Source organism: Paenibacillus sp. Y301 (genome assembly GCF_059445505.1).
The window spans coordinates 507849-531432 of record NZ_JCAIUL010000002.1 but is presented as its reverse complement, the minus strand read 5'-3'; the positions used below and the strand labels follow the sequence as shown (position 1 = coordinate 531432).

The 23584-nt window shown below is 41.3% G+C and carries 23 protein-coding genes; 2 read left to right on the top strand and 21 right to left on the bottom strand.

The features are described 5' to 3' along the window. Positions 1-21: 21 nt before the first annotated feature. From AC1D69_RS05960 to AC1D69_RS05945, 4 genes are all read right to left on the bottom strand, one after another. Positions 22-798 carry an ABC transporter ATP-binding protein gene (locus AC1D69_RS05960; protein ID WP_495455219.1) on the bottom strand — a complete coding sequence of 259 codons (777 nt, stop codon included), beginning with the start codon at positions 796-798 and terminating at the stop codon, positions 22-24. Further along, complete coding sequence (locus AC1D69_RS05955; RefSeq protein ID WP_495455218.1) at positions 779-1747, bottom strand: ABC transporter substrate-binding protein; 969 nt, start codon at positions 1745-1747, stop codon at positions 779-781. The genes AC1D69_RS05960 and AC1D69_RS05955 overlap by 20 nt, the downstream gene beginning before the upstream one ends. Before the next feature lie 249 nt (positions 1748-1996). Then, positions 1997-2221 (bottom strand): helix-turn-helix domain-containing protein, encoded by a 225-nt coding sequence (locus AC1D69_RS05950; protein ID WP_438347154.1) that lies wholly within the window; start codon positions 2219-2221, stop codon positions 1997-1999. A 229-nt stretch (positions 2222-2450) separates the two neighbouring features. Beyond that, positions 2451-3359: a YhcN/YlaJ family sporulation lipoprotein gene (locus AC1D69_RS05945; protein WP_495455217.1), complete on the bottom strand. Its 909-nt coding sequence runs from the start codon at positions 3357-3359 to the stop codon at positions 2451-2453. A gap of 171 nt (positions 3360-3530) precedes the next feature. Between AC1D69_RS05945 and AC1D69_RS05940 the strand changes: the two genes are divergently transcribed. Next, positions 3531-4610, top strand: coding sequence for a glycosyltransferase family 4 protein (locus AC1D69_RS05940; protein ID WP_495455216.1), 1080 nt, complete (start codon positions 3531-3533; stop codon positions 4608-4610). A 115-nt stretch (positions 4611-4725) separates the two neighbouring features. Here AC1D69_RS05940 and AC1D69_RS05935 read toward each other — a convergent pair whose 3' ends face one another. The 17 genes from AC1D69_RS05935 to AC1D69_RS05855 form a co-directional block, all read right to left on the bottom strand. Beyond that, a complete protein-coding gene (locus tag AC1D69_RS05935; protein ID WP_495455307.1) occupies positions 4726-5442 on the bottom strand; it encodes a glycosyltransferase family 2 protein in 717 nt (238 codons plus the stop codon). A 7-nt stretch (positions 5443-5449) separates the two neighbouring features. Then, complete coding sequence (locus tag AC1D69_RS05930; RefSeq protein ID WP_495455215.1) at positions 5450-6370, bottom strand: NAD-dependent epimerase/dehydratase family protein; 921 nt, start codon at positions 6368-6370, stop codon at positions 5450-5452. Beyond that, positions 6367-7194: a dTDP-4-dehydrorhamnose reductase family protein gene (locus AC1D69_RS05925; protein ID WP_495455214.1), complete on the bottom strand. Its 828-nt coding sequence runs from the start codon at positions 7192-7194 to the stop codon at positions 6367-6369. The genes AC1D69_RS05930 and AC1D69_RS05925 overlap by 4 nt, the downstream gene beginning before the upstream one ends. Further along, entirely contained in the window at positions 7191-8177 is a 987-nt protein-coding gene (locus AC1D69_RS05920; RefSeq protein ID WP_495455213.1) for a polysaccharide biosynthesis protein, read from the bottom strand. Before AC1D69_RS05920 ends, AC1D69_RS05925 begins: the two co-directional genes overlap by 4 nt. Continuing rightward, positions 8167-9261: a non-hydrolyzing UDP-N-acetylglucosamine 2-epimerase gene (gene wecB, locus AC1D69_RS05915; protein WP_495455212.1), complete on the bottom strand. Its 1095-nt coding sequence runs from the start codon at positions 9259-9261 to the stop codon at positions 8167-8169. Before wecB ends, AC1D69_RS05920 begins: the two co-directional genes overlap by 11 nt. A 77-nt stretch (positions 9262-9338) precedes the next feature. Next, the gene (locus AC1D69_RS05910) at positions 9339-11000 is read right to left on the bottom strand and encodes a glycosyltransferase family 4 protein (protein ID WP_495455211.1); all 1662 of its coding nucleotides are present in this window, start codon (positions 10998-11000) and stop codon (positions 9339-9341) included. A gap of 73 nt (positions 11001-11073) precedes the next feature. Beyond that, a complete protein-coding gene (locus AC1D69_RS05905; protein ID WP_495455210.1) occupies positions 11074-12174 on the bottom strand; it encodes a CgeB family protein in 1101 nt (366 codons plus the stop codon). Positions 12175-12228: 54 nt separating this feature from the next. Beyond that, positions 12229-13311, bottom strand: a complete 1083-nt coding sequence (locus AC1D69_RS05900; protein ID WP_495455209.1) for a CgeB family protein — start codon at positions 13309-13311, stop codon at positions 12229-12231. Positions 13312-13492: 181 nt separating this feature from the next. Beyond that, positions 13493-13939 (bottom strand): hypothetical protein, encoded by a 447-nt coding sequence (locus AC1D69_RS05895; protein WP_495455208.1) that lies wholly within the window; start codon positions 13937-13939, stop codon positions 13493-13495. Position 13940: 1 nt separating this feature from the next. Further along, positions 13941-14243 carry a hypothetical protein gene (locus AC1D69_RS05890; RefSeq protein ID WP_495455207.1) on the bottom strand — a complete coding sequence of 101 codons (303 nt, stop codon included), beginning with the start codon at positions 14241-14243 and terminating at the stop codon, positions 13941-13943. After that, positions 14240-14587, bottom strand: a complete 348-nt coding sequence (locus AC1D69_RS05885) for an alpha-helical endospore appendage domain-containing protein (protein ID WP_495455206.1) — start codon at positions 14585-14587, stop codon at positions 14240-14242. The genes AC1D69_RS05890 and AC1D69_RS05885 overlap by 4 nt, the downstream gene beginning before the upstream one ends. Before the next feature lie 24 nt (positions 14588-14611). After that, a complete protein-coding gene (locus AC1D69_RS05880) occupies positions 14612-14899 on the bottom strand; it encodes a nucleoside-diphosphate sugar epimerase (protein ID WP_495455205.1) in 288 nt (95 codons plus the stop codon). A gap of 130 nt (positions 14900-15029) precedes the next feature. Continuing rightward, on the bottom strand, positions 15030-15764 hold the full coding sequence (locus AC1D69_RS05875; RefSeq protein ID WP_495455204.1) for a sugar phosphate nucleotidyltransferase: 735 nt from the start codon (positions 15762-15764) through the stop codon (positions 15030-15032). Then, on the bottom strand, positions 15761-16525 hold the full coding sequence (locus tag AC1D69_RS05870) for a glycosyltransferase family 2 protein (protein ID WP_495455203.1): 765 nt from the start codon (positions 16523-16525) through the stop codon (positions 15761-15763). The genes AC1D69_RS05875 and AC1D69_RS05870 overlap by 4 nt, the downstream gene beginning before the upstream one ends. After that, the gene (locus AC1D69_RS05865) at positions 16522-17409 is read right to left on the bottom strand and encodes a glycosyltransferase family 2 protein (protein ID WP_495455202.1); all 888 of its coding nucleotides are present in this window, start codon (positions 17407-17409) and stop codon (positions 16522-16524) included. The genes AC1D69_RS05870 and AC1D69_RS05865 overlap by 4 nt, the downstream gene beginning before the upstream one ends. Positions 17410-17413: 4 nt before the next feature. After that, positions 17414-18220: a glycosyltransferase family 2 protein gene (locus AC1D69_RS05860; RefSeq protein WP_495455201.1), complete on the bottom strand. Its 807-nt coding sequence runs from the start codon at positions 18218-18220 to the stop codon at positions 17414-17416. A gap of 185 nt (positions 18221-18405) precedes the next feature. Further along, positions 18406-22158 (bottom strand): WIAG-tail domain, encoded by a 3753-nt coding sequence (locus tag AC1D69_RS05855; RefSeq protein ID WP_495455200.1) that lies wholly within the window; start codon positions 22156-22158, stop codon positions 18406-18408. Positions 22159-22421: 263 nt separating this feature from the next. Here AC1D69_RS05855 and AC1D69_RS05850 point away from each other — a divergent pair, with 263 nt between their 5' ends. Continuing rightward, entirely contained in the window at positions 22422-23534 is a 1113-nt protein-coding gene (locus tag AC1D69_RS05850) for a YheC/YheD family endospore coat-associated protein (RefSeq protein WP_495455199.1), read from the top strand. The last annotated feature ends 50 nt before the right edge of the window (positions 23535-23584 follow it).

Genomic DNA, 23584 nt, shown 5'->3' with positions numbered 1-23584 from the left:
GGATATGTTTCTTATTTCGGTTCACCATTGTTCCTGTATTACCTTTCTAATCCTCTTAGTCTGTTGAAAAAAAATATCACTATCGCGCTTGTCTTCATATTTCATATGAAATACGGAGGCGTTATCGATGATAAGCGGTGATTCTTCTTTATTCAATGACATAACGATTATTTTTTCTCCAAGTAGAATGGCCTCTTCTACATCATGAGTAACGAATAACGTTGTTGCCGGATGCAGAGTCCAATTTTCTACAAAAAGCTGTTGAATCGTTTCACGTGTGACCGCATCTAATGCTGAAAAGGGTTCATCCAACAACATGATCGTTGGCTCTAGTGCAAAGGCTCTAGCAATAGCTACCCTCTGCTGCTGACCACCACTGAGTGACAGAGGATAACGTTTGGCTAAGTCAGCAATACCCATGGCTTCAAGCCACTGCTTGATTTGCCGTTCCTGATTCTTCTTTTGCATCCGATCACGATGACTGATTCTTAACGCTATATCAATATTAGATTGAACCGTTTTCCAGGGAAGAAGACCGTAACTTTGCGGCACAAGTCCAATTAACGTCTCGCTTCTATGAACGGATTCCCCCTCAAGGATGATCTCCCCGTCGTATTCTTGGATTAGACCCGCTACAGCTCTTAGTAGAGTAGACTTCCCGCACCCAGATGGACCAATTATGGTGTAAATGCTATGCTCAGGAACGGTTAAATTAATACGTCTAAGTACCCCTTCCCCTTCTACATAATTAACAGTTAGGTCCTTGATCGTAAGTCCATTATTTCTTAAATGCGACATCAGATATCACTTCTTCTGGCAATATATTCTTACTAAGAAGCCCTTTTTCCCTTGCCCAAGTAAAAGCTGCTTCAACCTCTTGTACATTCACCTGATTAGAAGGAAGGTATTTAGGTACGATATTATCGTTCTTCAAACTCTCTGGATATCCAACTTCTGTAATAATCAGATCCATGTATTCCGATTGATCATGCGTTTGCATATAGTTAACTGCGTCATCATACGCTGCATACATGGCCTGAATCTCTTGTTCTTTATCGCTAATGGTCTTCTGTTGAAATGCTAAGACAAACGGATTCACACCCGCATCTAACGTCGAGCTTAACACACGTAATCCCGCAGATTTCCCCATAGTGACATAGGGCTCAGGTAAAATAGCTGCATCCGCCTTATTATTCTTTAATAATTCTAATCTTGTTGGAATCTGAGGTACTTCCGTTACCGTGATATCTTCTTCCGTGAGACCTGCCTTTTTGAGCATCGTTGCAACCGTATATTCGGTAGAAGTATTTTTGGATAAAATTACGGTCTTTCCTTTTAAATCCTTCACTTCACGAATATCATTATTTCCTGTTAATAAATCAAATTCTCCAAAAGTGGTACTAGTCACTTTAACATCTAGTCCTGCCTCATTATAAATGGCTATTGCAATTAAATCGGCGCTAATGCCATCCAGTTTTCCTGCTTGAAATGCCACATCACGGTCTTTGGCACTTTTGAACGTCTGAATATCCAAGTTCACGCCATGTTCCTTATCGAACCCCTGTTCATGAGCGACGATGAACGGAATAGCATCAATTGAGGGTAGCAATCCTAACGTTAAAGAAGATGTGGCTTCTATTCCATCCGTTTCCTTATTATTAGACGTGCTACATCCAACACCAAGCACGCTAATCAACAGAACCACCATACATACCATCATTATTTTTTGTTTATTTCTACGCTCCATTACCTATCATCCTCCCTATCCTGTTGTTATTTATCTCTATTTTATCTCTAACTCTTCTGTTTGTGCATTTATTCACAATTCAAAAGATAATGTCATTTTACATCAATAATCACATTTTGTATATTTCAAATTAGAACATTTCTTCAACGTTAGACATTAGAACACCACCAAAAAACCTTCTGATGATATCTTCATCCTTAAAGGAGAAGACATCATCAGAAGGTCAAGGGTGCTCTTTGAAGGCTTGGGTCAAATAATAAGTTCGCCTAGTTTAATTAGTTCAACTACGGCTTGCGAACGGCCTTTGACATTGAGTTTTTGCATGACGTTCGAGATGTGGTTACGCACCGTTTTTTCGCTTATGAATAATAGCCCGGCGATGTCGCGTGTCGTTTTATCCTGAACAAGCAATTCAAAAACTTCACGTTCACGGTGGGTCAATAAAAATTTGCTATTGTGCTCGTTTCCCTTCAATGGTGTCACCCCTCCTTGCCCGGGTTTTTTATGGTATAACAAGGTAAAGGGATACAGTCAACTCATTCTATGAATAGCATGGGGTAAAGGTGCTTTGTAATCGTAAAATAGGCTCATTCAAGCTTATGTAAATGGTTCTTCAAATCGATAGATTCCTTTTCTGTAGTGGACACAAAAATAGCCAAGAACCCTAGGGTTCTTAGCATTTATTCAGATCATACCTTTTATTTTAACGTCCCATATTGTTTAAGGGTCCGTTCGTAGTATTGTTATTTACATTGCTCCCTGATTTCGTTGGGAAAATGCGATTAACTAAGGTTTGGAATTCATCAGCAACACCACTAATAGGATGACCATTAGATACATCTGACACATATCCTCCTACACGATCCACAAATTCAGGATTCGCTGATACATATACATTTGTAATCGTAGGATCACTCTTCTTAATCTTGTCTGAAATCATGTCTTTTACTTCTTGCGTGATGTTGTGATCGTCATTACCTACAACACCATTACCGGTTCCTGGTGCAGGAGAAGTTGTTAATCCACGCATTAGCCCGTAACTACTTGTCCCCAATGATCCGTATCCATGATCTCTATTGGTTGGGTAATTACCACCACCACCCGTTTGGTTTGTTACGTTTGAAGTTACACCATTTTGAGTAGGTGCCCCAAGGCCCATCATATTTCCACCTGTACCCGTGCCTGTACCCATGATGGTTGAATCATTTATTCCAGTATTTAAATTCGTTGATGTGCCATTCATGGTGTTACCACCATTCATCGTATTTCCACCATTCATGGTGTTACTATCCTTTATGGACACAGCAACGTAAGCATTATGATCCGTTAACATGACTTTAGCAGATTCAACCTGTTTCATCTTCGAAATTTTATCCGATAATTCCTTGCTGTACCTTAAATTCCCCATCATGTTATCGCTACGCTTAATGTTATCATTCACAGAATTTATACCAAACCGATTACCGTTATTTAATGTACTATTTCTTGTGCTTTTTGTACTCATATTATTATCAGCATTTTTTGTAGTGCCACACCCTGTTAATCCTGTAACCGTCATACCCAATAAAAGCGTTGCAGATAGTACGGATACACTAACGGTTTTTATTCTCACGCTAAGATCGCCTCCTTATAATGTTGGACTTCATGTTTAACATCATATAGAGTGCACGATACTGCGTAGGGCTATGCTGGAAAGGTTTTGTATCTACTTCAAAAACACACACACTCCATTTCTCGGATTCACGTATGATAGGGTATGAATCCAGAAAGGGGGTGATTTTCCGTGAAGGTTCTATTTATATTTTATATACCAAGTGGAGGGGTGGAGACGTTAAATCGGCTTCGATGTCAAACATTGAAGCAACATGGAGTCGAATGCCATTTATTATATCTGCAACCCGGATTAGGACTACAGAATATGCATACGCTGAATGATATTCCAATGTACACCACCGATTCAGATAACGACATTACAATCATTCTACGAGCGAATCAATTCGACGCTATTGTGGTCATCTCAGACTTTCTCATGTTGGAAAGATTGCGACGTTTAGGATATAGCGGTCCCCTTATTTATGAAATACAAGGATTTGGTACTCGTGAAAAAGCAGCTCATGTACTACAAGAAGCTGTCCCGATCTTAAGTAGTTGCTGTAATGCTGTTATCCTTCCTAATACATCCCATTTATTTGAATTGGTGATAGAGATATGTCCCTGGTTGCATCGCTTCATCCTTCCCAATATGATAAATACCGCTCAATTCAAGTATGTAGAGACGGATTACACCTCTCCTCCGGTCATTAGCTGGATTGGAAGATTGGAGCCCAATAAGAATTGGAATGAATTCCTACACATTGGTAGAAGACTTATTGATATTCATCCTGAAATGAAGTTATGGATGTTTCATGATGAGACGATCTACGTCGAAGAAGATAAACAAAATTTCTATCGTACATTAGATCAACTTCAATTGGGTCCTCATATCCATCTACTATCCAATGTTCCTCATGCTGAGATGCCAACGTATCTATCCATGACTGGAGATTCGGGTGGTATTCTACTATCGACTTCCGTCATCGAGGGATTCGGGTATGCTGTTGCTGAAGCCATGTGCTGTCATTGCCCTGTTCTAAGCACGGATTCTGATGGCGTACGTTCATTTATTAATCATAATGTAACCGGTAAATTCTACCCATTAGGTCATGTCGATGTAGCCGTAGCAGAGGCTTTAGAACTTATGCATAATCAAGAACTCAGAAATAATATCCGTCGCCAAGCCTACACTCATATTGAGTCTAAATTTACTCCTGACCAATATGGTACTTCTTTTGTGCAGATCATGAATGCATTAAACGTATTCTAAAATAGAAAAACGGTTCTGCAGATATGTCCTGCTAACCGTTTTTTTGTGCATGTTTGAACATATATGTGAATTCACTTTATTTATCCCTTGAATACTATTGGCGTGCAGGGAGATCCTACCCATGAAGCGTTCCTACAAGATGTCTTAACGCATTCTCATATCGCATCAATGTTACCTTAACTTCAGCTTCGATAGCAGCCTGATGTTTCAGGGTTCCCATGCCTGAATGCCATCGATATACGGTCAATGGTTCATTTAGATAATGAAAGCCATGCCCACTAAGAATTGTTCTACACCATAGATCTAGATCATGTGTATAAGGTAATCCTTCATCAAATAACCCCACCCTATTTAACAATTCCTTTTTCATCATCACAGTACAGCCATTCACACAATTTCCCAATAGAAAAGAACTATAAAACTGCTTCACGGTGGTGAGGGAAGCTCCTGCCCATTGTTGTGTGATATGACTTGCTTCATTCATTACATTAAAATTAGTATGAGAAATATCTGAATGATTCTCTAACATAAATTGAATCTGTCTTGTTATTTTCCCTGGGTAGAATACATCATCTGAACTTAACCAAGCTATATAGTCTCCTGAAGCAGACCTTAGACCATGATTCAATGCGCTTGCCGTTCCCCCATTCTGCTTACCAAGGTAATGAATATAGGGATAATAAGGTCTTAATAACTCCGCATGTTGCGTAGATCCATCATCTACAACGATGATCTCTATATTACCATATGACTGGGACAATGCACTTTCCACAGCGTGGAGAATGTATGGATCATTGTAAAACGGAATTACAATTGTCACTCTTGGTGTCATTGTCATGTCATTCCCTCTCCTCATCACGATAGTATTGAATAACATCTTGAAGCGATTGATGAATACTAAAGGTTGTGTTCCAACCTAATTGGTGAAGTTGGGATCGTGGAGAATGTGTAATATGCTTATGCTGTAAATCAGAGCTCGTGATTTGTTCTATGACTTCTGGAGGAATCGAAATGTCAGACATCTGGAGCATTCGTTCAGCTATACTTCCTAATGTTCGTTCAATCCCATAACATATAGGATAGACCTCTCCCGGTGTTCCACTAGTAAGGAGTACTTCATATGCACGAACCGCATCCCGTACATCAAGAAAATCTCGTGTTTCATAAGGAGAAGATAATTGGAAGGAATACTCTGCCAGACCACGTTCAACCTGTACAATATGTCTTCCTAATAAGGAGCATATCCCTGTGGATGGGCCGGGACCTACTAGATTACTAGGCTCTGCTAACAGAACATGTTGCTTAAATAAATGCATCCATGATTGCACGGATAACATTTCTAAAGTCTTGCTAAGACTGTAAGGGTGAGGTGGTTGTGGAGAACGATCTAACTCGAATGTAAGTCGAGAGCCGACGATAACAATTCGGCTCTCTGGAGAAACCCTCATAGCATCTAGCAAATATAACGTTGCAAGTACATTCGTCTCTATATACATTAATGGATGCTTCCATGATTCTGGTACAGAATTGTTACCTGCTAAATGTAATACATCATCAGGTTGCTCTTGCGAAATAAGCTGTTGTACCTGTTGTTTATCATTTAATTCGCACACTCGCTCAACGACTTGAAGTTGTGAAGGCATTGCACCTCTTCTGCGAACGACCGCAATTACCCTCATACCTTTCTGTGCAAAATACGAACATGCATGTCTTCCAGTAAACCCCGATGCGCCAGTAATAAGAAGCGTCCGCCTCTTCATGACGCCCTCATCCAACATTCCAATTCTTTAAGCATCATTTCATAAGAAGGAACTTCATAGTGGAGGTCCTTTCGCGTGTTTACTAATGTCTTATCCTGTGTCAGTTGCGTGTCCGGAAGAATGCGAACATCACCTTTACCCCAAATCACTTGAAATAGAAGTAATAAATCGCGCTTATTCATAGGTTTCGACTGCACAAGATGAATAAGACCTGACAAATCCCTTTCCAGAAAGGAATCCATGGCTTTCGCTAACTCTAGTGTTGTAATTCCGTTCCAGAATACTTGTTGATAGCCTAGGATATCGCCCTTTTGTTTCAGAAACCAATCTAATAGGCCAATTCTATGGGCACGTATTTCTGGACCAATAATAGATGTTCTTATCGTAAGATGGCCCTGTGAATGAATTTCTCCAAGTGCCTTAGACATAGCGTACACCGTCATGCCATCAGGAGCATCTGTCTCCGTATAACTTCCTCTTGTCCCTGAGAAGACACAGTCGGTACTAATATGCATAACCCTTGCACCTATGTTATCTGCCACATTACGAATTCGATGAGGTAGAATCCCATTAATGTAATAGGCATCAATGGGATTCTTCTCTGCTTCTTGATTCAATACTCCTACTGCATTGATAATGACATGCGGACGAACCATCTCTATTAATTGTTCCACTAGATGACTATCGGTCATATCAACAATAAGCCCTCCATCCTCTGAATTGTTCCTCGTTGTGTAGAATACCTGATGACGTCCCTGCAGACGGAAATAGTCGACTAACATATGCCCAGCCATCCCATTTCCACCCATAATAAGGAGCTTCATGATAGAAACCCTCCAGTTACGAGGATATCCTTTATTTCCTTTTTACTCATTAAGTTATCTTCTGAGCTGAAGCTATTAAAAGAAACTAATGGATACTTATTGTAGTGAAGCTTAAGCTTCGGAATATCGACTGTCGGAAGGATAACCAAATATTGATCATCATACACAACGGTCGTCTTACTTTCAAAATCACTCATTAGTATTTCATGAATTTTCTCACCAGGTCGAATACCAGCCTCAACGATCTCTACATCATGCTTACCAGAAGCCTCAATTAAGACGTCTGCTAAATCCACAATACGGCAAGTTGGCATCGTCATTACAAATATTTCACCACCAATACTCTCAACGCATGCCTTGAACAGCAACGTAATGGCTTCCCTCAAGGTCAAGAAAAATCGGGTCATGTTCACATCTGTAATGCGGACTTGGTTCTTAAACTCGATCTGATTCATGAATAGATGAACTACACTTCCATTCGTTCCGAGTACATTTCCCCCACGAACACATACGAACTCTGTATCCGACCGTAATAGATTTGCATATACGATTAACTTCTCTCCAATGGCCTTGGTCATCCCATAGAAATTAGAAGGATTCGCTGCTTTATCGGTCGAAATATAAATAACTTTCTTCACTTTGTTCTCAATAGCTGCTTCTATGACATTTTGAGTGCCTACTACATTTGTCTTAAGCGCTTCGTAAGGTTGATCCTCACATACAGGAACATGCTTTAGTGCTGCCAAATGAAATACATAATCCACTTCCTGACAAGCAATAGTTAGCGCATCCTTATCTCGAATGTCCCCGATACAAAAGCTAAGTCGTTTATCCTCAAATAAACGATTCATTGCTACTTGGGTTGACTCATTACGAGAGTAGACAATAACTTCTTTGGGGTTCTGCGGTAACAATTGCTTAATCAATTCATATCCCCAAGAACCGGTACCTCCAGTTACCAAAATACGTTGATTATTGAACATGTAGCTTCCCTCCAAGTAGAAATTTAACGACTCTTAAGCTTACATCTTCAACGACATACCCCTTAGGAAATTCCCAGTTTCTTGGTAGATCCACCATCATCTTTGCAGCACCTTGTATATCGTCAGCATGGAGACCGGATACGACGTTACTACCACAATCAATCGTTTCTGGTCGCTCAGTCGTCCGTCGAATCGTTACAGCAGGGACATGCATGATGCAACATTCCTCCTGTACTGTTCCGCTATCAGTAATGGCGCAGCAGGCAAACTTCTCTAACTTAATGAAGTCAAAAAATCCAAATGGTTCATAGAACTCAACAAGAGGATGCATAGCGATATGGAGATCAGTAGATATACGGGATCGTGTACGAGGATGAATGCTGCAGATTAGGCGACGTCCATGAGCCTCGGCGATCCCATTTAATCCCTTCATAATCTCAAGCAAGTGGGGGGTATGGTCAACATTCTCAGCTCGATGTGTCGTTACGATGAAATATTGCTGTGGTGTGAGGTTCAATCTTTCCAGAATATCGCTTTGATTAATTTCTTGATCATAATGTTTCATAACTTCGTAGATTGGATTGCCTGTTAGGATGATCCGTTGACTAGGTACTCCCTCTTGAAGTAAATTCTGCTTACTCTGCTCCGTATAAGGCATATTAATAGAAGAAATCGCATCAATAACCTTTCGGTTCTTCTCTTCGGGTACATCTAGATCGAAGCACCGATTTCCCGCCTCCATATGGACTACTGGGATTCCCATTCGTTCAGCTAGAATAGCGCATAATGCACTGTTCGTATCTCCAAGTAAAAGCACTTTATCCGGTTTTTCCTTCACTAGGATGGCTTCCATTTGCAGAAACATCGCTGAAAGCTGTCCTCCTAGTGTCGTTCTCTGCTCCCGAAACACATAATCAGGCTCTCGAATCTGTAACTCCTTGAAGAAGATATCACTCAGACTCACTGTGAAGTTCTGCCCCGTATGCACAAGTACATGTTCCGTAGCATATCGATCTAGCAACGATATAATAAGACTCAGACGGATGATTTCAGGTCTCGTACCCAAAATCGTCATAATCTTCATATTCTTTACGCTCCTTCCACACCCGCACTCCATTGATGCGATTAGTAATCATTCATCTCATTTAATTCATTTGGTGATTATCGTCTTGATCGACTGGCTCTTGATCGAGAGTGCCTACTTTTTCTTAATTTCGCTCTTTTAACTTTTGATGTATACCGTCTTCTCACAAGTTTTTTAATTCGTATTTTTTTAAGCCGAATTTTTTTAACTCTTATTTTTCTTCTGTGATGTTTCCTACGGTGGTGTGATCTATGCTTCCTTTTCCTTGACGATTTGGACCTTTCTTCACCCTTTTTATGCCTGCGTACCCTAATAGGCTTCTCAGCTTCACTTAAACTTTCTTCTGTTGACACATTAGAGATCGGGCTCAGCATCTCTTGAGAAATATGAACGGTTGGGAGTGATGTCTGAGGAATTTGGTATATAATTTCACCTGGTAATTGTCTAACCCGTACTTGATTGACATCATCAACGGTAACTGTCTGTAATTCTCCATTCTCAAGACGTAACAAATGGCCTTCTGGAGCTTGAATAAGAGGGAACCAGCCAGAGCGCTGTTTTAACCAAGCAATAACCATGGACTTTAGACGCTCCCGATATGTTTCTAAACCAAATGCGATATGAACACGCTCTTGACCATGAGCCCCTACACTAGCGCCACCATCAGGACTCTCAAGTAACTGACATACTTTAGAGGCTAGTGATTCCTTGTCCCCCGGGGGAGCTAAATAATCTTCACAATCAGCCAATTGCAGAATTTCACTCAATCCACCTGAGGCGTAAGCAACGACTGGCTTTCCTAACACGAGTCCTTCAAGTGCAGTCATTCCGAAGCCTTCTCTAATTAGACTAGGAATAACAACAATGTCCATTGCACAATAAGCCGACTGTACGGAATCTTCGAAGGGTATAAAAGTAAACCTATCTCTTATTCCAGCTTCTTCAATCTTACGAAGGCAATTGTAAAGGAAAGATTCATCTATAGAACTACCAATAACAAGAAAACGCGACTCTGGAAATTTAGGTGCAACGTTTATGGCCATATCAATGAAATGATCTAGCCCCTTCTCTTGATTAATAAAGGAAGAAATGTACCCAACTAACCGATGTTCGGTACTTAGATTTAACGTATTTCTCTTTTCATTACGGAGTTGTGGCCAGACTTCTGGATGTAGTAGTAACTCTTCACTCCAGGATGGAGGAAGTATGCTCATTTTCGATTGTCTTAGCTCTTGTGAGAAACAACTAGATACACTGTCAGAAATAGCAATAATCCAATCGCTATATTGGTTAATTAAATCGACTGAAATGGAGGTATATGCATTATCCGTAATCACTTCTGTAACTTTCCATATGATGGGTACACCAAGTTCCTTCGCTGCCATAGCAGGGAGAATATGAACACACGTATTTGTAATAATAAGATCGGGCGATTGGCTACGAATGAGTTCTTTCAAAGATTCATATTCATTATTATGTTTCAAATGATCGATCACTTGAGGTAAATCAAGACTAGGCGTATATACTCCATGAGCTAAAGAAATCGGTAGAATGATAACCGTTATTCCCTGTTCCCTTGCCTTTTCTGATAATTTACCATCATTAGGAACTACGAGAGTACATTCAAAGAATTCAATCATTTGAATGCAAAAAAATAAGAGTACCTTCTCCGCTCCAGTAATACTGTTCTTATTCGACAAATGCGAAAATACAAGCAACGTGGGTTTTGGATTAGTCATAGTTATTGAACCACTGCATGCTACTCGCAGGGTACATACTCACCTCCCATTCACTATTATTTTGATATCATTCTTAATCAAAAATAACGGCAAGCATTTGTTTGAGCCTCTGAGTATACGTATGATCTCGTAACGTTCGCTTTAAAGCATTCAGAGCAATCTCACGTCGTTCTGCTTCATGAGTTAAGTAATATTCCACTTTATCCACTAATTCTTGTTGACTTGAATACGTCTCAATCTCCACTCCTGGGATATAGTGATTTGCTAGATCGTCTCGTATATCTGTCAACTGTAGTGCACCACAGGCTGATATTTCAAAAGTACGTGGGTTAGGAGAAACCGCAGGAATTTTTAGACTATTATTATTTACGGTATCGTCCATATGGGAACGGTGTAAATTCAATACGATCTTACTCCCGCTGTACACTTCTGCTGTTTCTTTAGGACCCATCCATTTGTTCAAATCAATCTGAGATTGATATTCTGCATAAGATGGAAGGCGATCCCACCATATGCCATTAATCATTAGATTTCTAGACATCAATTGGGGTAATATTGGATTCAAAAATTCAACGCGATTCCAATATCCCGATCCGATAAAGCTAATATTTCTTCTAACCATAGAAAGTGATGATGTTGGTCTGAAATGCTCTAGGTATGCACCAAAAGGGAGATAATGCACATGTGGACAACCCAGTTGCTGATAGTAAGCCACAGTACTTAGCTCCAAAGTAAACACATAGTCATAATATAGAACTATCTCTGAGGTCCGATCTGTATAATAGGGATCATCCGTTAGCCAGATCGCTGTCCGTATGCCCTTCTGACGAATAGAGATAACCTGGTCTACCGGTACTTCCATTCCGTCGAGCATGATTGTTATATCAGGATTCATCTGAGCAGCGATTTCCGCTATCGGTTGTCGAGGATCCGTCACGGTTACCTCGGCTACCATAGACTGTAACGTATGAATAACAGCCTCATCCAAAGGGGAATATGGAAGGCCCTTACCAGAAGAAACATATAGAATACGTAGGGGACGATAAGGCATGGGCTCTTGTGGAATACTTAATATCGATTGAGCTCTTCCACGAAGATACCCCTCATCATACCCTCCTTTAAACCCAGCTTCCTGTCCTCTGCTTCTTGCCTCATCACTCGAATTTTCCACCATAACCCTCCACTCCTTCTCGTCTCATTACGCGATGTTACCCTGCTCTCATTTGTGTTACACGAACATCAATTCAAGCAACCTTTCTAACCTCTGGTAGAACGTGTGATTTGTCATAGTGGTCATTAAACCTCTCCATGCGATCACTTGCCTTTCCTGTTCATGATCCAGATAATACGAAATCTTCTCCTGAAGCTGAGAGACGGAATCAAACGTCTCAATATCAAATCCAGGTTGATAATACAGTGAAAGGTCCTCTCGAATATCAGTTATTTGCATCGTGCCACATGCACTTATCTCATAGGTACGGGGGTTGATCGACTTGCCCATGAGGTGATGCCCATTACGATTATCTGATCCTGCATCACATGGACGATGCATGTTGATGACCAATTTAGCTCCATTGTAATATGTCACTGTATCTTCAGGTGGAATCCAACCCTCACGAATGATGGAACCAAGCATCTTCCTGTTCGTTAGCCGATCCCAGCTTCCTCCCGCAATGAATACTTTTTTATTTACTAGAAATGGGGCCATATGATCAATTAATGAGACTCTATTCCAAAAACCATTACCGATAAAACAAATATCATACTGATATTCCTGCGGAGTTTGTTTCGGATGAAATAACGCGGAGCTCATTCCCAAAGGTAAATAGTACACATGATCCACCCCCAGTTCCTGATAGAAAGGGACACAACTGGCCTCATGTGTAAAAACATAATCGTAATGTAAGGCTGCAAATGCTGTATCATCAGAAAAATATGGATCATCTACAAACCATACTGCCGTTTGAATACCTATCTCACGTAATTTATCTATATGGGTGAGATGTGCACTCGGAAACACATGTAATCCATTCATTACAAGCACTACATCAGGTTTAATCAGTCTTGCAGTCTCAAGCATAGCGTCAGCTTCAACTACAATACATTCTCTAACCATGGAACGGAGTGCTTCTGTCACACCGGTATCAATCACTTCGAAACCTTGCGGTATATACATAATCCTTAGATCTCTAACAGAAGAGGGCGTCTGAGAAATTTGTGCCATAACGGCTTTGCATCCTCCAAGACGATATCCTTCCTTATATCCCAAGCGATGTGGATCAACCTGAGGTAACTCATGATCTCTACTCATTTTCTTCACCCAATCTGTCTCTAGTTTCCATGGTCTGTATAACTATATGCGAAAGGGTCATATGCATCATGGACGGCTAACCTGCATAAACGAAAATTGGCTTTTGTCCCCTATAATCTTGTCCGTATTAACATGTTAAAAAAGACCGCATAAATGCAGTCTTAAGAGCGTTACTGAAAGATTATTGAGAGTTATATCCTAACTTGTTTCCGTCTTCAAATCCCTGGGCAAATCCTGAATTAAATCCTTCATTATATGCTTCATCATAACCTTGACTATAGGCAGCGTTAACATCAATTACTGGTGTTATCATTTCAACCTGTGGCTCTTCCACCACATTAGGTGTAACTGCTATAGCGGTCCGTGTCTCGTCATGATGTTTATGTCTCCTCTTATCCCTTCTCTTACTGTGCTTGCTATGCTTGCTATGTGATGAATGTCTTTTTCTTCTCTTTGTTGATTTCGTTAGATGGTGGTGGTGTCTATGCTTTGATTTTTTATGTTTTGATTTTTTACGTTTTGATGACTTATGTTTCGATGATTTACCTATCCGCTCTCGCAATTGCTTAAGACTTACTTTACGTAAGATAAGTGGTCTTCTTGATCCAGATCTTGAGCTTCTGCTCATGCTAGTGTACCTCCTGTACTCCTCGGGCTGCGTCGTAAGTAGACAAATAATCTTCATTTAACCAGGGCGATGAAGGAGCTCCATATTTTATTCGATGTAATGAGATGCCAAGTAGCATCTCACACATAGCACTCTGATACTGTGTTAACAAGCGTATATTCTCAGACAATTGTTTAGCAGCAGACTGTGAATGTGCTGAAACATCAGCTACACTATCCAGGATTCGGGCAAGAGCCTCTTGACTATGTGCAATTGACGTAATCATTTCCAGCTTGGCAGCCTGTTCTGCTCTTAGCCCATTCATTTCTCGTAATCCCCCATATCTCCACCGCCGATCATGTCGCCGAACCCCCCTCCGGACGAGTCACCTCCACCTTCTTGTGTTAATACAGCTCTAAGATTGCTACAAAGGCTCGTTTCCATCTTGGTTAATGCTTCAATCATTTCTACAAGCTGACTGTGAACGAGTAAAGGCTCCTTCATTTGATCCTCATGACACTCGAAGTCTGCTGCATGCATATGGTTTAATGTCCAGTTACGAACCTTTTCTGATTCAACCGCCTTGGCTTCAAGGATCATCGAAATATTCCACTGCATCTTAACGGTGGCATCTAACATTTGTAAAAAGGCGTCTTCTCTGCTCTTCACGTTTTCTCCGCCTTTCCATTTACCCTACTCTTCCTCATGACTACTCATTTCCTTTATGACTAGTGATAAACTCTCAGCTATCGCTTCTTCTAGATCAGCTATGCTATGTAAATAAGAGATGATACTCTTATTTACAAGACTTGAATTCTCCATAATACCAGTAAGACCACCCAAATCAGGTTCTCTATCAGGCAAGTCATACACGATTTGCGACATTCTAACCGTTACATGCCGCTGTGATTCCATAACACGGGCCATTTGCTGCTGCGAATGGGACATATGAGTTAACATTTCATCAATTTTATGTTGCATCCCTAAATCTCTCCTTCACTAACCCTTTATGCCCGGACCTATCAGCGTCTGCTTGGTACAGCATATGCTAGGGGTAGAAAGACAGTTCCGGTTTTTTACCAAACTTCATCTTAATTAATCATGTCATACACTATGATGGGAAGATGTCCCTCATATTAACTCCCGCTTCTTTGAGTGAATCAAAGGTACCTGCATCGCTCCACCATTTCTGCAAAACATCAAATTCCAACTTTTTACTTTTTGCATACATATTATTAACATCCGTAATCTCAAGCTCTCCCCTTAATGAGGGAGTAATTTGATCAATTAGAGTAAATACGAAATCATCATACATATAAATTCCAGTCACACAAAACTGGGTTTTAGGATGGGTTGGTTTTTCTTCTATATAAGAAATCAACTTAGAATTATTCTGATCGAACACAGCAACACCGTATCTTTCTGCATCGGTCACCGCTTTAAGTAAAACTCTTGCACTCCCAGACGGCTGCTTCTTAAAATGCTCAACATATGGGGTTAAGTCATCCATGAACAAATTGTCGCCTAACAGAACTACGAACTGGTCACCCTCTTTGATAAAACCTTGAGACAGCTTCAAGGCTTGTGCGATCCCACCCGCATTTTCTTGAATTCGATAGGTTAGAGACACACCGAATCGTTCTCCACTTCCTAAGAAGTCTGTATAAAGTCCTGCGGACTGTTTACCCAATACAATCATAATATCTGTTATTCCTGCCTTGAGAAGACGTTCTATACCATAACAAATCATAGGATGCTTTCCGACAGGAAGTAAGTGTTTGTTAAGTAATTGTGTTAAGGGAAATAGACGGCTTCCCGTTCCACCTGCCAATATGACACCCTTCACGAACCTTCTCCTCCTTTACTAGGAAATATAAATTGATGTGGGTCTACCTGCCATTTATCTATAAAAAGTTGATGATTTCTATCAATCAGCCCTTGCCACCCATCTGGATAGTCTCTCTTAAAGCTGGCACTTCCTTCATGATGGATCAGGACATCACCACAAACTAATAATTTATATCCACGAGATTTCGCACGGAAACAATAATCGTCGTCTTCGTAATGACCTGGAGAGAATCGTTCATCTAACATACCGATCGTGTCCATAAGTTCTCGTCTGAATAAGAAACATAACCCTACAATTCGTTCAGCATACTGCCACTTTGATCGATCCGGAACATTCCATTCTCCAGCGATTTGCTGGAATTGATTCATATCGGAGTAATGGCATTCCACTTGTTGAACGCCGTTCACATTGGCAGCAACCGGGCCAACAATTCCAATCTGTTCTTCACTATATAAGGCACTGAGCATCGTATTAAGCCATCCTTGAGATACAATAACATCATTATTGAGCAAGAGGATCTGATCTCCACTCGCCGCTAACATCCCAAGATTACATGCCGTAGGGTAACCGGTATTAGTAGGAAGGGAGATGAATAAGAGTTTCTCCTTCTGACAATACTCAAGTGTTCCATCGCGTGAGCCATTATCGACTACAATAACTTCGTAAGGTACATCTGTATGTGATCGGATTGATTCTATACAAGAGATTAGTAAGGACAATCCATTAAACGTTGGAATTATAATACTTGTAACACTCATACTAGATTCCTCCGCTTCGCAAGTGAAGATCTTGACTCCGTAGGTAACTGAAGTCTCTTCCCTGTCATTTCCATGACCATATTCAGCGCCTCTAGATGATCTCCTATAATGAGTTGAGTAACATCATTATTAGCTCCTGTATTCTTAGCCCTCACACGATTATGATTCACTACATCTACTTGCTGGACAGCAGCTAGGTGGAGTCCCTTTATAATAGCTAGTGCTTGTGCCTTTGGGGGGACCATTAGGGATTTCACCCCTACCGTTTGAATCGCACGACGAGATAATGCATGAGGAATAGCCGTCAGGGAGTTTGCCTTTAGATCATCTCTAGTTAATACACGATTCAGAAAGCTTTTACATCGCGTGACATGATCTTGTCGATCAAATGAAGGAACCCATTCCGAGATATCGTTCAAGGCAACATCTACGCCATGATCTACTGCTCGCAAGAACGGCATAAGTTCATGTGCACTTATGAGAATATCCCCGTCGATATACAGGACAATATCCGCATTTGTCAATTTCGTACCTGCTGCCCGACCGACATCATGACCTAGTCGATTCGGATAATGAATAATGATTGCCTTAGAGCATTGTCTTGCGATCTGAAAGCTATGGTCTGTGCAGCCATTTAATACAATTACAATTTGAGAGATCGGTAACTTTTCCAACTCTTCTAACACTTTTCCGATCGTTTTTTCTTCGTTACATACGGAGATCACTACGGCAACAGAATGAGTTATTTTTCTTGAATGATCACTTCTCCGAGTTTTCTCTCTCCGCGTCCTTTCTGATGATCGGCGTTTGGAAGTCCGTTCGAGATCTCTCGTTCTTCTACTTAACGAACTATGTGTTCTGGCACTCGTTCTACTCCCTCGCATGTTCTCACCTCACTTTTTCCCGTTTACGATGTAAATCTGAGTAGCCTCCACGAGGCCCCTTTTGAATTAGTAACCAGTTAATAGCTTCAAGGTGATCTCCCGTAATCATTGCCTCCAATGGATCAACTGTGTGTCTTTTTACACGTCGAGGATTTAATTTGCCAACGGGTATAGAGTGAACCGACTTCATCTTCAACCCCTTGGATGCCGCTATGGTCTGAGCAAGTGGGGGGACAGACAAGGATTCTGCTCCTATTTCTTCTAACGCTCTACGACTCATAGCATGCGGCACAGCCGTAAGTGATGCTCCCTTTAAATCTGCACGCCGTAACATGACATTCAGTGCGTGCTTGGACAATATCACACGATGTACCGGGATTCTATGAACGGGTCCATCATAATCGTTTAGTGCGATATCTACCCCAGACAGAACAGCTTTTATAAAAGGAACTAACTTAGACGATGAGATAACCATATCTCCGTCAATAAACAATAGTACTTTGCCCTTTGCTCTCTGCGCTCCAACATAACGACCAACATCATGTCCTAAAGGTTGATCACTATGGATAACGATAGCTCCAAGCTTAGAAGCGATCCGATCTGTACCATCCGTGGAACCATTCGTAACAACAATAATTTCAGTGCGTGGATGAACCCGAGCAGCTTCTCTTATCACTGCGGCTATTGTTCTACGTTCATTCAGAGCGGGTATGATAACAGATACCACAGGTAACTTATCATTTCTAACGACCCCAGGTTTGTCATGTGTACGGGACCGATGCCTTGTATGAGAACGGCGAACGTCCTTCATGGCTGAGCTCCTCCTCAAACACGAAATGAGTAGCGATAACATTGCTAATTCTATTCATATATTATGTTACAATTTCCCCATGGTAACGGCACATGTACAATAGCTTTGCGCTATCATTTTCGTGACAAACGCAAAAAAAGCGCAGAATCAACCTCCCGCGCTCAAGCATCAATATGAACCGACTTTTAAAGAGATGGGCCTACGGCGATCCAGGAAACAAAACCATACCCATGTCGACTCCCACTATTTCGTACAACTTCAATCACTGCAAATTCCTCTTGTTGAGACTTTAATGCCGCATAGAAGCAAGGATGACTACACATCGCTACAATGACATAATGGATACTATCGAATGCATGATCGAATCGCACATTAACCTCTACTGTACTCTCATCACCCATGAATACAAAAGCAGTCATCCCAAATTGTTGGATCGATGGTGCTCCACTACTAATGACTGGCGCAAATGTTAGATGCTCCATGGATACGGAATTTGCTGCTAATTTGGGACCATACACTGCCCCGTCCGCTAATTTCTCATGATCGATACTTGCATCAGCTATAGATTCGGCAGTTATGGCTCCGGGTGCCAGATGACTGCTATCCACCGATTGTAATGCCAAATGCTCTCCTTCGATCCCTTGTGCAGCAATTTTGGGGCCGTGTACTGCTCCGTCCGCTAATTTCTCATGATGAATACTTCCTTCAGCAATAGACTTTGCCGTTATTGCTCCAGGAACCAGATGACTGCTATCCACCGATTGTAATGCTAAATGTTCTCCTTCGATCCCTTGTGCGGCAATTTTGGGGCCATGTACTGCTCCGTCCGCTAATTTCTCATGATAGATACTTGCTTCAGCTATAGAATCGGCAGTTATGGCTCCGGGTGCCAAATGACTGCTATCCACCACATTCAAGGCCAGATGTTCACCTAGAATCCCTTGTGCAGCAATTTTTGGACCATATACTGCCCCATCTGCTAATTTATCATCATGAATACTACCATCAGCAATAGCTTCCGAGCCAACAGACTCCGGTCCTAGATGACCCCTTTCAACAGACTTTGCTGCCAAATGCCACCCCGTAATAGATTGACGTCTGAGTTTGTTACCAAATATAGCTGCATCTTGGATATGCGCATGGTTGATCGAATCATCTTGGATATGTCCAGCATTCACAGAACTTGGTTGAAGATGTCGTCCACCAATAAGTTGATCATGAATATGATGGGGGAGAATGACACCCTCTTGAAGATGTTTAGAATGGATTAGTCCCGCTTGCAGATGTGAATCCGATATCGATTCTGGTTGTAGATGGTGAGAGTGAACCACGTGATCCTGAAGATGGTCGGAAGTAATGGACCCATTACTTAGATGCTCACTTTGTACAATCTCCTTCGATAAATGCTCCGTTAGGATAGCTTCTGGTTGTATTTTGTCCGAGCTTACAGCTTGATCTTTCAATACGTCACTGTCTACAACGCCCGCTTTAAAGTGTGAAGTCGAGAGGGAATCCTCTTGCAATTTACGTCCATCAATACTGCCTGTCGGCAGCCACTGTCCCAATTTCAACTCATCACTCAGATGAGTCAACGTAACAATTCCTTTTCTCAAATGATAACTATGGATCGCTTCTTGTTCGAGGTGTTTGCCCGTAATGCTCTCAATCCCAATTTGTCGTCCACCTACAGAACCTGAGGCCATTTTATCACTCGTTACCGCACCATTCTGGATACTATTTGTACCCACCGATGCTGGTCCTATATGTTCGGCAAGGATAGAGGTTGGTTGTATTTGTTCCGATCCAATAGCTTTCGGACTAATATGTCGCGTCGTAACCGCCTGTTCGGCTAAATTATCAGAGCGCACGGCTTCAAGAGTTAGATGTTCATAACTCACAGTTTGGTGAGCCAACTTCTCTTGAGTCACACTCCTATCCGTTAACTTGGAAGTTGTTACGGCTAATTCACTTAGTTTCTCTGTGGATACACTTTCTGGGGACAGCTTCAATGAAGTCACAACATGATCCCCTAAATGATGAGAGAGAATAGCGTTAGGTGATATATGCTCATCTATCACAACGTTTGCCGAAAGCTTAGCAGAAGTAATCGAATGATCCTGAAGTAACGTAGAACCGATACTCTTTTCTTGCATATGTCGAGATGAGATAGCCCCGTCTACCAGATGAAAGGCTTGAACAGAATCTTCTTGTAATGCGCGACTACTAACACTATCATCATCTAAGTGTAACGCTTGTATCGCACCCTGAGTAATATTATGAGATTGAATACCTTGGTTTGCTATCTTCTCAGATGTGATCACAGCGTCTGCTAACTTATCGCTTGTCACACTTCCTCGATCTAGCTTCTCAGTCGTAACACTTCTAGGTCCCAATGCTCGTTCTGACACAACTTCATTCCCTAAATGGAACTCTTGAATCGTATCGGATTTAATCTTATCTGTCGTAATAGCAGCAGTCTGAATATGATGCTCTGTGATGACGGATTTTGCTACATGTTCCGATAAAATCACGTCTGAATTGAGATGAATGGGTGTAATCGCATGAGGGGCAATCTGAGTACCTAGAACCGAAGACTTCGCAAGATGGCGTGTATGAATCGCTTCATCAATGATTTTCGTTGATATAATGCTCTGATCTGCAATTTTAGAGGTAGTCACAGCCTGTTCAATGAGTTGCGTTGTTCCGATGGATTGATCCAATATTTTCTTCGAACCAATACTATGATCCACAATATGATGTGAATTAACAACTCCTTCAGCAATGTGTTTACTTCCAATCGCCTCATGATGAATATGAACACTTTGTACAGAACCAGGAGCTAATTGAAGGGAATCTATGGCACCTTCCGTGATGTGTCCCGATTGAATTGCTCCCTGAGCCAGTTGTTCAGATCCTATACTGTTACGTACAATTTGATCCGTCCCAATAGCTTCTGGTACTATATGATTCGCTGTAATAACGTAATCTTGTAGATGTTTCCCTTCAATGCTGGCATCTGCAATTTTACCTCCTGTGACCGCACCGTCACGAATTTTGGATGCTGTAATGGACAGATCCGCCATTTTTGAGTTATCAATGATATCATTTGCTAAATGTACCGCTTGAATTGCACAATTCTGAAGTTTATTTGCAGTGATTGATTGATCCTGCAATAACTCATTTGAAATAAGCATATTGCTAAGATGTCTGCTTTGAATAGAAGCATCTGCGATTTTATGAGCATCAATAGTACGATCACTTAGCTTATCAGAAGTAATACTTCCATCCTTTAATTTCTGACCGCTAATGGATTTATCGCCGATTTTATCAAATCCAATGGAACCGTCAACCACATGATCTGAATTGATCGACCCCTGAGCAATCTTTGAGGAAGTAATAGCCCCATCTGTAATGTGGATACTCTTGATCACATAGTCTTCCAATAACTCACCATGGATGCTACGGATCTGCATTTTCGAGGCATCAATCGCTCTAGGAGCAATTTTGTCTGAAGTCACCGCACCTTCTGTTAAATCATCCCCATAGATAAAGGCTACTTTCCGATTAGGATGTTGTTTATCCGTAAGTAGCGCTTCCCGCTCTATAAGGATAAGCTCCTCCTCTTCTGCTAGAGATATCGCATTATCCTCTAGTTGATGGTCACTCAGAGATAGAGATAACTCCTCACTTTCAAGCTCAACAACGTCTATTACGTCATTTGAAGCTTCCTTAGGACTCTTACTACCGCTATTCTGTGGAACTTCTTTACTCGGTGCCTCCGGGGTAGCCGTTGCAGAATGAATCGTCACTTCCGATTTATGCAGTTGCTGACTCGATTTGGGCTTGTCGAGAAAACTCAGCTCCTGCTTATTCGGGTTATCTACATAATAAAGTGGTTTTTTAGCTTTACTTTGCTTATTCTTCGTGGGTTTGTTCAAAGCAGTTCTCTCCTTCCTGCTGTCTTTCGTCATAGGCATCATATGCAGGAACATGGGCCGTTGTCACAGATGCCTAAACATTCTCATGAAAAGTAAATTGAAAACGGGCATACCGTTCTTCTACAAAGACGACCCCGTTTCAGCGGAAATATAAATAGGCTCACTCGTCAAGCACATTCGTCCATACCAATTGTCCCAATAAATAGTACACTGATGAGAACACATAATGACCTGAACCGAATATCAAACAAGGAGGAACGGTCATGCAACCATATGTTGGTATACTGCTAAATGCAAGCATGCACCGAGGCATACCTCGCCGTAAAACCGGTCAGGAATCACTATCCAATTATGAGGAAGGAGCCCTGTTAGTTGGATTGATCCCTTGTTTTTTACGGCTAGAAGATATCGATGTAGAGACCGGACGGTGTATTGCCTATATCAAGAATAAGTACGATTATGTACCCGTGAATATCCCCATTCCGAAGGTCATTCATAATCGGGCCATTTATTTCAATGAAAGCTCACATGCAAAGATAAGGAAATTGTTACAAGCTGAAATCATGATCTTTAATGTATGTAATCGTTATGGCAAAGATGATATCCATCGTCGACTAGCATCCGACCCTGCATTAAGTGAACACCTTCCCGTAACAAGAAATGCTACACCCGCTGTCATTCGTCATATGATGAAGCGACACAAAGATCTGATCCTGAAGCCGTGTAGTGGTAGTATTGGTCAAGGAATCATGAGACTACGGCGTTCTCATTCTCAATGGATGCTTACGTACTCACGTTCTATTGGAGGATGGAATACGGTCAAACTCAGCAAAGATCAACTTCCTAACATTGTGCTACGTCGCATAACAAGGCATCCTTTCCTCGTACAAGAGCGTATCCCCCTTGCCGAGTATCAAGGTAGTCCATACGACCTTCGAGTAACGGTTCAACGAGGGTTAAGTGGGCTTTGGGAGATGACAGGTTTATATGCGAAGATCGTACCCTCAAGCACATTTGTTTCCAACATTGCACAGGGTGGAACTGCACTCCCCGTAGAATCAGTCATTGCAGATAGCATCCCATCACAATCCCCCTTATTCGTCATCCAACGTATTGAACAGATCGCTTTGCAAATTGCAACTACATTAAGTGCACAATTACCACGACTTGGAGATTTGGGTATGGATATTGGAATCACCGCTAATGGTATCCCCTATTTCATTGAATGTAATGGTAGAGATCAACGTTATGGGTTCCTTAAAGCAGATATGGAGTCCATATGGAAGAAGACATACTATCAACCAATGGCTTATGCTCGTCACTTGTTAGAAATTGATATCTACAATAAAAGTCTTTCCATGTATCATTTATATTAGAAAAAAGGAGATCGTCCCAAATGTCATTAAATTGACTGGGGCATCTCCTT